We start from the raw sequence: 12,487 nt of genomic DNA, 5'->3' as shown, positions 1-12,487 counted from the left end.
TAGGATTTTGTACTTATCAGGTGTTTAGGTCACATCAGTAACAATCGTGAGAGTGGGTTTCTGTTAATAATTAAGGACTTATCATTAAAGTATCGAATTTTCGATATGCAATCTGTTTTAAGCAAAGTGCCTTACCTTAATGGGGGTAAAGGCACTTTGTCTTTTTTGAATGACCGGATTCCAATTTGCTGTAACAATTTTTGTTCAGGGGATATTTTTTAACTTTTCGAGTTTATGACTAAGAAATTTTATAAGGTGTGAGTAAAAAGCAAGCTGTTCCTCCCTTGCTTTTTTACTCCCTCCTTTATATTCGTTTCACTTGCGGTTGACCTAACTCCAATCGCAAGTGAAACGCAAATTAAAACGGATGTTACTTTTGAAGGGAGAAGTGATGTGATTGAGTGCAAATGAAGCTGATCTTGCAAGGAAAAGAAAACGAAGGTGGATTATTGCACTGATCCTCTTGTTGTTGGTCACTCTGATCGGAGTGTTTGTCTTTGCTCCACAGGGGAAAGATAATCAGCCGGTGGATTCAATCGACCCTCCGAAGATGGAGGATCGAGGTTTTGGTGAAGATGGCGAACTGGATATGACCAACGCCGAGACCATTCGAGCTGGAGTTCAACAAAAAGCGGATGAGTCGATGGTTCGCTTCAAGATTAACACGAATCCGGTTTATTCGAATGGTGAGGTCAACTGGATGATCGAAAATCCCGCTCAAAATAAGTATTTGGCTCAAGTGGATATCATGAAAGACGGTGAAGTGATCTACAAAAGTCCAACTCTAAAGCCAAACCAAAAAGTCCAGAGCGATAAGGTTGATTTAAGCTTTTTGAGTCCAGGGACACATGAAGTTTTAGCGGTCTTTTATATTTACGACGAAGAGACCAAGTATTTGATAGGGAAACAATTCGTAGACAAAGTTAACTTAACCATTTCAGGAGGTTCAGGGGTATGAAAAGTGTAAATAAACTATTGGTTTTAGTCATGCTGTTTACTTTGGCTTTTGCGGGGAATGCATTCGCGGCGGAATCTGATTACAGTTATATAGATAATGGAGATGGAACAGCGACAATTACAGGTTATTCGGGGACAGATACAAATCTTGTTATTCCCAGTAGTGTGGGTGGTTTAACTGTAACAAGTATTGGTGCTAGTGCGTTTGAATTTCTAGGGATATCAGCGGTTACAATACCTAACACTGTACAAACTATTGGAAGTAGTGCATTTAAGAGTAATAGTTTAACATCGATCATTATTCCAGATAGTGTTATTACTATTGGTGACCGGGCGTTTGCAAAAAACTCTTTAACCAGTGTTACTATCCCTGAAAATGTTGCTAATATTGGAGCTATGGCATTTGCGGATAACCAGATTACAAGTGCAACATTTTTGAGCGTTTCCACAGTACTGCCTAATTCACCTGCTGATGATATATTTTCCAACAACGTAACGGTACCAAGTTATCTAACGATTTTTGGTTACGACGGTTCAACGGCTGAAACTTATGCAACATCAAATAGTTATACGTTTTCTTCACTTGGACCTGCACCTGCACCTGCACCAGAGCCGGTTTCCAAGGATGTAACTGTAACAGGTAATGTTTATGCTACCGTTCTTGATTTTTCTGTTCCGCTTGAAGTGACGTTTGTTATCGACCCTAACCAAAGCAATCCACAAGACCGATTCATTTCTCCTGTATTAACGGTTCAAAATTTAACCAATGCACCTGTGAAATTGTCGATTGCAAGTTTTGAAATGAAACAAGAATCTATCGATAAAGGATTTCAAAGTGTTGCTCCAAGTCTTTATTCGGATGACGTGTGGTCAAAATTAAACAAAGCGGACAGTAAAAAGTTGGCGGTTGGTATCAAGGCAAATAATAACTGGCAACATCTAGACAATGCAAGCTCACTTTATGCAAATGGTTTCTCTAATCAGGTAATTGGGACGATTGCAGCCAATGCCACAGCTGACTTCGTCTTTGAGGCTAAACACGGTAACGCCTTCGATAAAGCGGAAACGATTAAGTATACCGTTTCATTTGTCATTGAATTGGATTAATGGTGAGTTGAAAGCTGGCATCCCTCTCATTCGAGAGGGATACTCGCTTTAATAGTTGTTACGGTAAAGAATTGAGACGAAATGTCGACTATTTATACGAATCTTGAGTTTCTAAAAATTTCTTGAGTTTGAAAGTCTCGTCTTGATGTTTTTTATCACATTTATTTTTTTAATGCGGGATTTTATCTTACTTTTTCGAGTGAAAAGTGTAGAAACTTTACAGTTACTATAAGAAAAATCTTAATTCTAATGAGGAGGAAAGCATTATGCGTAAATTCTTATCAAAAGCGATTGTAGAGGTTATGTACAGTCAAAAAACGTGGAATGTTTACAAGACCGGTGTATGGTTGATGGAGACTGCATTGTTGTTTGTGGGGTTACTTGCTCTTTACGCAGGGTCATTGTTGTGCATGTACTTTACTAACATGCAATTGCCAAGCAACATATACAGTCCTGCGCACTTAGCATTATTAGCTGTGATTGCAGCAATTATTGCCTTCTACCGTTCACTTGGTTTCAAACCTGAGCAAAAGGTTCTTCAAGCATATCAGAAGAGTTCATAATTCTGAAAAGAAGGTGTGAAGGAATGACAAGAAAAATTCCTTTGATGGTTGTGTTGGTCGTGATCCTATCGTTCTGTTTCAGTGCTGTTGGGGTATTTGCAGCAGAAGAAGAAGCTGGAGTGAGAAATATTCTGATTCCTCCAGGTGATAGAAAGTATATGGAAGAAGTTTGGGCAAAAATGGGGGTTGATGGTGACTACCTTAGAATGGAATTCAAAGAGAACTCCCGAAATTTAAGTTCGGATACTCGATTATTGGTATACGACCAACAAAGGGGAGAATTAGAATTCCGTTTAGGGAATTTCCAATCTGCGACTGATGGATCTCGATTAAGAGCGTTGGAAATCTTCGTCTCCACTTTACAAGAGTCAAGGGTGTCCGCTCAAACACAACAAAATATCATTGATACAATGTCCGCAATGGATAGAGATGTTTCATTTCTGTTAATTCCGATTGTCATGGAGTCAACAAAAGCAGACGTCTACACGGCGATGAAATGGGTTAGTCCATTGTTGGGAATTATTCGTGTAATCTTCGGGCTTGGTGCTATTGTAATATCCGTTTTTTTAATTGCATCAACCATCTTAGATTTAGTTTTTATTGGGTTACCATTTGCTCGAGAAAGAATTCTTGATAGAAGTCAAGAAAAAGGGAAGACTAAACCGTTATTCATTACTACTGACGCTATGTCTGTGATTCAAGAAGTAGAATCATCATTAAATTCAAGCGGGAGCTACAAAAACGCGTACCTATTGTATTTTAAACGGAGATTCGTGACATACATTATCCTTTCAATATGCTTACTGTATTTAGTTCTTGGCGAGTTGAGCGGGTTCATTTCTTGGCTCCTGAAACTTGGAAGTGGTGTTTTTTAATACGAGTTACCCCTCTTTTGGGAGGGGTATTCTCATTAGAAGGGAATGATCAGCTTGAGATTTATAAAAAGTTTAGAGCAAGCTGAACAAATGCTTGTGAAAAGAATACATCAAAATATGTATGATACTCGAGCAAGAATGCTCGACACAACTAAATTACAAGCTATTCATGAGATTTCGGAGTTTGTATCGAAGAAGTTGATTGATTTACTTCCGAATGACATTTCAAAGTATCGGTTTTTGGTTTGGCAGAAGAACGGTCGCAATATCAAGGTGACTGCATCGGAACTTGGGGTGTCTGAAAGTGCAGTTCGGCAATCATTAAATAACGTAGATCAAAAATTAGAGTCAGCAGTTGGTCGGGATACTGTAAAGCAAGTATTAAAGAGTAAAGCTCCTGAGGCTATAAAGTATATTCTTGAACATGCTTTAAAGTATGCGATTATTTACTTTTTGAAGAAGAAACTATAAGGTATTTCTTTTGTTTTAAGGGGTTAATTTTCATTGAGTGTTTGTATGACCGCCTTTTTTAGGGCGGCTTTCTTTTTGGGAATTTTCGACTTTCAGTAAAGGTGCTTTTAGTTCTGGATGTATTTTTATATATCAATTCAAGTTTTGGATATGTTTTGGGATCGAATTCACAAGTATCAAAAAGAATTAGTCTTTTATTCACGCTTTCAGGTTACGTAAGAGGTCTTAATTTTGAGTAGGGGTGAGGATGAATGGTTAAAGAGAAAGTCGAAGTGTTTGTGACGATTATTGTTAACTATGAACAAGATGATACATCTAATGATCTGACTGAGTTCGAAGATTTGAAATTATGTAATGATCAGTTTAAGTTCGATGCTTTTAAATCAGGTAATGATCAGACTGAGGACGAAGCTTTGAAACCAAGCAATGATCAGACTAAGTTCGATACTTTGAAAACAAGTAATGAACTAACTTGGTGGCAAAAGAAATCAGGGGTTATGAGATTCGAAGAATTGACTAGATATCAACAGTGTGTAGTTAGAATTATTGATTACTTGAATAAGTTATTAGACTCTTGGTCTGATAAATGTGAACAAATGGCGGCATGGGCAAATGAGAAATTGGAGCAACAGAGAAGAAACAATGGTTATTGAGAATCTATAAATTTTTTCTGAATTACTCGGAGGGGTTGGTAAAATGATACTAAGATTGATTAAAAAGACACTTATATTATTTTGTTGCATATTAACTCTTTCTAGTAGTTTTATAACTACGAATTTTTCTTATGCCGCAGAGAATGCTAATGCCCTTGGTAGAGCTATGATGAATTTCTTTAGGCAAACTCAGACGGAGTTAGACCCGGCATCGGTATCAGATAGCGAATTATTGGTGTATGGGGTATTTATTTCTAACTTCTTTATACCGGGCAAGACTACTTTGAAGGATTTAGTTAAAATGGAAGGGGATGAATCAATCCCTAATCGTATTAGTTTGAAGTTTTTTGGGACAGGCGGAGAAAATGGGAATGCTAATCAAGTTTTGAAATTGAATGAGAAGTTGTTAAAGGGGATAAAGGACGGTTTTCGTTTAAGTAATAATTACTTTGGTCTTTTTAGTACAGGAAAATTGACTGATGCTTCAGTACCGATGAGTGGGGAAGACTTGCTTAAAAAATTAGCAGGTCTAGATTCTGACGGTAAAATTTACAACTCTCAGGGTGTTGCGGTACTTGATTTTAAGAATCCCAATAACCAAGCCGCTAAAGGGGCTTTTCAGATTCTGTTCGGTGTAATGCCGGATTTTGTTCTGTCACCTTCAGGTTTGAAGTCGATGAAGCATTTGTATATGGATGGTTTGGGTAATATTTGGGGTGCTTATGAGAAGGATGGAGCTTTGGTTTCTTTAGATGATTACGTGTTGGTTTTTCCTGCAGCTTTGAACCCTGCGGTTTTTAATGATAATATTGCTGATCAGCGACTTCCTTTGAATAACGTGTTTGCTATGGGGGGTATTGTTAAGTTAACCGACCCTTATATCTTATCGAATAAGCATTTTGCTTTTCCTTACTATAATCTTAAGGAAGCTTTGACTACGGGTTCGGCTGGTTCACATGGGTGGTTGAATAGAGAGAATTTTATGAGTATTTTTGGTATTGAGAGTGCTTCAAGATCTTATAAAGCGGGTGGAAGCTCTTATCCTGCTGTTGGAAATACTAATGGTGTGTTCTTCCATGCAACTGAAATAACTTCTAATCCTATTGCTGATGGTGCGTTACAGAGGTTTTTGAATAGTAATGATACTACAACTTTTAGTGAGTATGATTCGGCAATCATACTTACTTTTGACGCAAGTAAGTTTGGAAATTTAAATCTTTATTTTGATGAGAAGAATAAGGATACTGTAGTTTTTTCTGATAATGATGCTAGGTCAAATTTATTTAGTTATCTTTTTAGTTCTTCGGTATTCTCCTTCAGTCAGATCTCTGATATGATGTATTACTTTGATCTCACAGGCATGGGTTCAAGTTATAAAGGGGCTAGTGGTGATAATGGTAGTTGGTTTAAATCCGATTCTATCGATAACTTGGTTATCGGACAAAGGATGTTTGCGGAAGAGATTAAGAGTGAAACAGGTTCGTCTTATAAGTTGTATAATAATTCGTATGTTTCCTCGCCTTTTAATATCTTCATGAAGAATTTTTATAAGAGTCTTGATGAGGGGACTTCTTATTCTTATTTGTTAGATTATATCAATACTCACAATGGTCGAAATATCTCGAAGGGTTCCGGTACTTCGGTTTCTTTTGATAAGTTTATGGCTGATACACCTATCGATAATTTGAAGGGTGATTTACAAAATTTAAAGGCTTTGCATAGCTTTTTAGCAACAGGTAAGTTTGGTACAGATAAAGAAGAGATCATTGATAAAGCTTTAAATCTTTTATCGGATGCAGATGGCGATAAGTTTGTTATGGATACACTACCTCCAAGTCATCTTTCTTTGAGGGTGATGTTGGAGAAGCTTGGTTTTTGGGCGAGTTTATTTTCTTGGCTTACTGGAGCTAAGGATGATAAAACTCATATGAGTTGGGCTTTAACTGAGTATGATTCAATCTTGTCTAAGTTGTCTTTGAATTATTTGAAGGGTGATGATTTCAAGGTATCACCAACAGACGGAAATAGTTTGAAGGGGTTTACTCCTAATAGTAATCATGCATGTTTACAGTGGAGTCCCGGACCATTTCCTGTTTGTCTCTCAGAGCAAGAGCCTGAGGGTAAGCAAGGCGGTTTAGAGGGTATTCTAACTGATTTGAATAAAGAGGGTAAGACCTATCTTGTACCTGATAATCTGCAAAATTCTATTGCAGTTCTTTTGAATACTGCTCTTTCGTACAGACTGTTTAGCGTTAATAGTACTTTTGCTGAGGCATTAACACCTGATCTCTCTGAAAGTGCTTTAAGTTTAATTCCCGGAGAAAAAGTAGAGGGGTTAATCGGTACTTATAATGTAGAGACAGCCATTATAAATGGTGTCAATAACTATCCCGGTATTTTTTGGGGTTATATGGTTGATCTCCTTGATATTACTGAGGATTCTATTAAAAATAATGCATACCTCCAGTGGCAGAATGAGCTTCTGTTGTATATGCCTATTGAATCATCTAGTCCGGGGTTCAATATTGGTGACGCGATAGGATCAACAGGGGTTGTTGCTTCTGAAGAAAAAACTATGGAGGAAATGCAAAAAGATATCGTTAAGAAGGTCTATGGTCTTTTGACAGACGGACCGAGTGCTTATCGTGATAAGTTAGTGAAATCAACGCAGGATAGTTGGATCATTTCTACTCATAGAAGTATTACGGGATCATGGGTAGGGAATGTCCTTAGTGTGAGTGCAGGGGGTAATCACTCCTACGCTTCGATTGTAGGATATATCAATTCTCCAAGTTTACATGATTTACCGTTGACTTCATGGTTGTTAGATGATTACATGTATGTTTACCTGTTTTTCTACATTCTTATTCTTGTCATGGTTATTCTAATGGCGATATCTCATATAAGGTCTTTGAGAGAAGGCGTTTTAATTCTGATTTTAATGGCTTTCATTCTACTACTTCCTCAATTCTTTGTAGGTAATGTTATAAATATTTCGAATTCATTTGGAGATAAGATTTATTCTTCGAGATTTGATTATTGGGCTATAACTCAGCATCAGCAGTCTTTTGAGACTTTGTTGAATGCTCAAAGCAGTGGAGATGAATTGAATTATATTATTGCCCAAAATGCTATGAGTTTGGAGAACGTCTATACGACAGATGTAGGTGTTAGGGTCAAATGGATGGCTCCCAAGCGCGAGGGGGTATTTGATAGTCTGTTCACTGAAGGAAGTCCGGCTTCGAGTTTGACTTCTAATTTGACTGTATTTCGTTGGTTGTTTAATTCTTTCTTAAGTCAACAGGAGTATGTTTTTAATGATCCTTTGGCTACTTATCTTTATAGACCGTATAATGCGATAGCGGAGGAAGCAAGAGCTTCTTATGAATCTTTGGAAGCGTTTGATGAGAGTGTAATTTCACTCAATAAGGTTGCTTCCAATATTTCGACTCATTCTAACAAAGTAATGGGATTACCAAGCCATCGTTTTATGTTGTTTAATAGTCCCGAGGGGTTAGTACCTTATAGTGATGAGCAAAAAGAATTGATAAGTAGAGCCGCTGTGTTTCCGACTTCTGAATCAGGGGTTTTTGATGATAAGCTTAATAGGTACAGATTTTGGGCTTTAGGGAATGAGAACGTCACAAAGGCAATCTTTAATAGTGAGTTTACGTTAGATCCGACTGTAAGTGGTATTTCAGGTGATTTGAGTAATCCTTTCTATAAGGCTTATGTTTTATCTACAGAGAGTCCGTTTTATTACTTCTATAACGTCTTTAAGATGCGGTATTCTTCAGGGACATCAGGGTTACCTGACTTCAAGTCGGCTTTGTTGAAGAGAGAGGTTTTTCAGGTAGAAAATAGTGGTGATCCGAGAGTCGATGGTAAGCTTAGAGACTTCTTGGATTTAGAAGGTTTGTTTAAGTATGTCATACCGTATTTACATCAAGGTAACGAGTATGTTGATGGTTGGACAGCTCGGTTTGGGACGGATGTTCAGGGGTTTGATTTTGATAATGCGGAAAGTAGTGCTTCTCTTGGTCAATCTTCGGACTTCCAGTTCCAACAAAAGAAGAAACAAACCCTTAAAAATGTTTGGAATTTGTATGCACCTTGGGTAGATCAGTTATACGATTTGGATTCAGTCTCGCAAGAAATCGAAATCGCGGGTAAAAAGGTATATCTTGATGATACTTTGAATCCCGGTGCTTACGAGCTTTTGGGTCGCTCTATGATTTTCTCTCCTGCGGATATGGCGGCTAAGAGCTATCACTACGGGGATTTGACTGATGTTGAGAGAAGAATTCAAGCTACTTTGGAAGCTACCTATAAGGATCTTCTCTATTTAACAAATTATCGAGATTTCGACAATGAGGTCTTAATAACAGCTGCGGCTATGGCGGCTACATTTAATTTTAATAGGGAATTTTCGGAGTACAAGTTCTTGGGTGAGAGTTCAATTCTCTACCCTCAAAACTTCGAGTTGAAGAATTTCAACTATGATGCTTTCATGCGTTTGCTTTTGCTTAATGCAACTGGTGAGCCTTTGATGGCAGATAAGGATTTGTATGTGCGTATTTTGGATAAGACGTCTTTCTTTACAGGTTTGGTGTTACTTGCTTGCGATATAATGGCGGTTTTTGCTGTTCCTGCGTTTAAGGTTATAGTATTACTCCTTCTGTTATTGCTCAGTTTTGTTATCGCGGTATCGTGCGTATTATCCCCGCCACCTAAGATAGTAAGTGTTATTTTGAAGAATTTAGGGCTTCCAGCGGTGCTGTTTATGGTAGCAAGCACGATTTTTGCCTTTGTAATCTCGTTGTTCATGGGAGAAGGTCAAACAGCCTATGTTGGAGGAAGGGTTCCAAGTTTAGGGCTTACTGATCCGACAATAATGATGTCGTTAATGCTGGTAGTAGACGTGGTTTATTTGTACGTTCTTTGGAGAATTATTAAGCTCTTACTTGATTCCTTTAAGGTTCATTTGTCTACAACTTTCGCAAGTTCGGTGGCTCTATTTGCTAGTGCAGGAGCAATGTTAAAACAAATGAGTGGAAGGGTATTAGGGAACACCTTAGGTACCTTAGGTCCTTTAGGTACCATAGGTTATGGTGTGTATCGTCTTGCTAAATTCGGTAATAAGAGACGTAAGTTTAATAAGATCCATGATGCAGTAGAGAATGTTGGAGGGGTATCTAGTTCTCCTACTACGAGTAGCGCAGGTGGATCAGGTGGAGCAAGGGGTTCAAGAGGAGGATTCAAGTCAAGATCCACGAAATTTTCTAAATCTTCCGGTGGCTTCGGACAAGAGGATATCGATGCTTTGGCTTCAAAACCTGTTTATAATGAGAGCAAACCTTCTCCTTCAATACAAAAGCGTTCCATTGGTGAACGTGTAATTGATTTCAAATACGGAGTAAGGGATAAGTATCGTGATGTAAGAGATTCCGTTTCGGAGTTTAGTGGAAGCGTAAAAAGCACGAAGTGGTATATTCGTTCTAAAACTGAAAAGGTTATTGAACATAATAGAAAGTCGAAAATGTTAAGAAATAAGTTAAGATTAGATACCGAGTCTCAGGGTTAAGAGAATAAGAAATGCCAGTAAACTTTGTGTTGGTACAGTAAACAGATAGTGAAAAGAAATCGGATATGTGATTGTGTCAATTTTATTATTTTGTTGGTTAACCGCCTTATTTAGGGCGGTTTTTTATTGTTCTTTTTCCGCCATTACAATTTCTCTAACTTGACCTCCATTCTGTTTCAACGAAGAATCCTCTATTTCTTCAGATATTTTTTCAAAATCCTCTTGAGATGGCTTAAAAAAGGCATATGAAATCAGAGCTTTTTTACAACATACAGGAAGGAATTTTCTATGAAAGGAGCTTTGAAATGTGTCAGTTGATCTCTCGAGTCTTACGTTTGGCTTGGAGATCGAGTTCACTCGTATCCAAAGATATTTTGCCGCTAGAGTTATCGCGGACTTTTTTGACACCAGTCCGATCTCTCGAATGATGTGGGGATATGAAGTCTATGATATTCAAGATCGGTCAGGACGAATATGGAAAGTCATTCGTGATGCTTCAATTGAACCCGAGAGAAGGAGCGGAGGTGAAATTGTTATCGCTGATGACAATTATCAATGTGAGTTAGTTTCACCCATATTGAATTATTCTGATCTTCCAATGGTTCAAGAGCTTATTCGTCAACTTAGAGCAGCTGGAGCCAGAGTAAATCGATCTTGTGGGTTGCATGTTCATGTTGGAGCGGAGAAGTTCACACCGAATCAACTTCGAATCTTATGCAATATCGTATACGCTAAACAAGATTTGCTGATCAAAGCCTTACAAGTCAGAAGTGATCGTCAGCGATATTGCCAGAAATTATCCGAGGATTTCATTCGAAGGTTAAATATAAAGAAGCCTAAGACGATGAGTCATCTCTCCGATTGTTGGTATCACGGGGTTAGCGGAAGCAGATCTGACCGCTATAACCAAAGCCGGTATCGAGTATTGAATTTACACCAATTGTTAAGCGGCAGGCTCAAGACCGTAGAATTTAGACTTTTCAACAGTACATTGCATGCCGGTAAAGTCAAGTCCTATATCCAATTGAGTTTGCTTATTGTTAATCAAGCCTTGAATCAAAGAAAGGCTACCAGTCGAGTGACTGTATCGGGTTATGGGAATGACAAGTATACCATGAGAGTTTGGTTATTGCGGATGGGAGCGATATCGGATGAGTTCAAAACCATGCGGCTCCATCTGCTAAAGTTCCTTCAAGGTGATTCGGCTTGGAGAGATCCATTAAGACGTGTGGAGTTAGAAGATCCGGAATTAGAGGCGAGTTTAACCTGACTTAACCTGAATCGGGACTACACATTTCTGCGAAGAGTACGGTAAAGTAACATATCAAGCCAGAAAGGGTGTTGGAAATGAGAAGGAAGATCTATGCAGCTTACGGTTCGAATTTACATATCCATCAAATGAGGCGGAGATGTCCCGATGCTTACGTTATCGGACAAGGTTACATTGATGATTATGAGTTGGAGTTTCGAGGCGTTGCCACCATTAAACCTAGCCCAGGTCAAAAAGTTCCGGTAGTTTTATGGAGTATCTCCCAAAAGGACGAAGTAGCATTGGATCGCTATGAAGGGGTTGCCAGCGGTTTATATCGGAAAGAGACGCTTGAGGTGATTATGGAACTTGGAAAGAAAGGATCAAGTCAACAGTTTAAGAAAGTAGCGGCGATGGTTTATATCATGAATGTTAATGAATCGAAGCCCATCGCACCACCGAGTTCATATTACTACAATGTCATTCGAGAAGGGTATATGCATCATGGAATTCACCCCCATCCACTCGCAGTAGCGGCGATCTTGTCGGGAGCTAAATTCATCGATGAAGCAAATCCTAGTGCCCGGTGTCCATTTGAGAGAAATTTTTGAGTTTATATGTTTCGGATGGATTACTTTTCATATCCGACTATTACAAATGTCTAAATTTATGAGTTGTATGGTGCAGTATTACACTAATCTTGGATATGTTCTGTTAGAGAGGAGATAGGAAGTTGAGTTTTAGAATCTTTATGACACAAGGGGTCAACGAAATCGGGTGTAACGATTGGGACTTGACGATTCAGCTTATTTTTCAATTATATAAGCAAGGTAATGAATTCATCTCTTTCAAAAATGTTGATGGCAACACGGTTATCACAGATGGGGACGACAACCATTTGGTTACTGTCGATAACAAGCAATTATTTTCTGAGAAAGTATGGGCGATCTACGGTGACGATGGGAAGACAAAATACTTCACCATCATGCTTCCGAGTGAGTATTAAATCTTCATGTGGGGGTAATGAA

General features: G+C 38.4%; 10 protein-coding genes. All 10 read left to right on the top strand.

Annotated features, from left to right (window positions below):
* Nucleotides 1-397 precede the first annotated feature (397 nt).
* The gene (locus tag NYE69_RS26350) at nt 398-958 is read left to right on the top strand and encodes a hypothetical protein (protein ID WP_340928713.1); all 561 of its coding nucleotides are present in this window, start codon (nt 398-400) and stop codon (nt 956-958) included.
* Entirely contained in the window at nt 955-2,064 is a 1,110-nt protein-coding gene (locus NYE69_RS26345) for a leucine-rich repeat domain-containing protein (RefSeq protein ID WP_340928711.1), read from the top strand. Before NYE69_RS26350 ends, NYE69_RS26345 begins: the two co-directional genes overlap by 4 nt.
* A gap of 266 nt (nt 2,065-2,330) precedes the next feature.
* On the top strand, nt 2,331-2,627 hold the full coding sequence (locus NYE69_RS26340) for a hypothetical protein (protein ID WP_340928709.1): 297 nt from the start codon (nt 2,331-2,333) through the stop codon (nt 2,625-2,627).
* 23 nt (nt 2,628-2,650) lie between these two features.
* Nucleotides 2,651-3,502: a hypothetical protein gene (locus NYE69_RS26335; protein ID WP_340928707.1), complete on the top strand. Its 852-nt coding sequence runs from the start codon at nt 2,651-2,653 to the stop codon at nt 3,500-3,502.
* 54 nt (nt 3,503-3,556) lie between these two features.
* Nucleotides 3,557-3,973, top strand: coding sequence for a hypothetical protein (locus NYE69_RS26330; RefSeq protein WP_340928706.1), 417 nt, complete (start codon nt 3,557-3,559; stop codon nt 3,971-3,973).
* A gap of 251 nt (nt 3,974-4,224) precedes the next feature.
* Nucleotides 4,225-4,626: a hypothetical protein gene (locus tag NYE69_RS26325; protein WP_340928704.1), complete on the top strand. Its 402-nt coding sequence runs from the start codon at nt 4,225-4,227 to the stop codon at nt 4,624-4,626.
* A gap of 43 nt (nt 4,627-4,669) precedes the next feature.
* Nucleotides 4,670-10,210 carry a hypothetical protein gene (locus tag NYE69_RS26320; RefSeq protein ID WP_340928702.1) on the top strand — a complete coding sequence of 1,847 codons (5,541 nt, stop codon included), beginning with the start codon at nt 4,670-4,672 and terminating at the stop codon, nt 10,208-10,210.
* 307 nt (nt 10,211-10,517) lie between these two features.
* Nucleotides 10,518-11,480 (top strand): amidoligase family protein, encoded by a 963-nt coding sequence (locus NYE69_RS26315; protein ID WP_340928700.1) that lies wholly within the window; start codon nt 10,518-10,520, stop codon nt 11,478-11,480.
* A 77-nt stretch (nt 11,481-11,557) separates the two neighbouring features.
* Complete coding sequence (locus NYE69_RS26310) at nt 11,558-12,070, top strand: gamma-glutamylcyclotransferase family protein (RefSeq protein ID WP_340928698.1); 513 nt, start codon at nt 11,558-11,560, stop codon at nt 12,068-12,070.
* Nucleotides 12,071-12,192: 122 nt separating this feature from the next.
* Nucleotides 12,193-12,465, top strand: coding sequence for a hypothetical protein (locus NYE69_RS26305; protein WP_340928697.1), 273 nt, complete (start codon nt 12,193-12,195; stop codon nt 12,463-12,465).
* Nucleotides 12,466-12,487: the final 22 nt, after the last annotated feature.

This window comes from Paenibacillus sp. FSL R5-0527, from assembly GCF_038008055.1.
Classification (GTDB): Bacteria; Bacillota; Bacilli; order Paenibacillales; family Paenibacillaceae; genus Fontibacillus; species Fontibacillus macerans.
The sequence above is the reverse complement of the archived record's forward strand: the minus strand, read 5'-3'. Positions and strand labels throughout refer to the sequence as shown.

Excerpts from the sequence above, each read along its gene's own strand:
- NYE69_RS26345 (WP_340928711.1), top strand. The coding sequence starts at position 955 with ATGAAAAGTGTAAATAAACTATTGGTTTTAGTCATGCTGTTTACTTTG.
- NYE69_RS26340 (WP_340928709.1), top strand. The coding sequence starts at position 2,331 with ATGCGTAAATTCTTATCAAAAGCGATTGTAGAGGTTATGTACAGTCAA.
- NYE69_RS26335 (WP_340928707.1), top strand. The coding sequence starts at position 2,651 with ATGACAAGAAAAATTCCTTTGATGGTTGTGTTGGTCGTGATCCTATCG.
- NYE69_RS26325 (WP_340928704.1), top strand. The coding sequence starts at position 4,225 with ATGGTTAAAGAGAAAGTCGAAGTGTTTGTGACGATTATTGTTAACTAT.
- NYE69_RS26320 (WP_340928702.1), top strand. The coding sequence starts at position 4,670 with ATGATACTAAGATTGATTAAAAAGACACTTATATTATTTTGTTGCATA.
- NYE69_RS26310 (WP_340928698.1), top strand. The coding sequence starts at position 11,558 with ATGAGAAGGAAGATCTATGCAGCTTACGGTTCGAATTTACATATCCAT.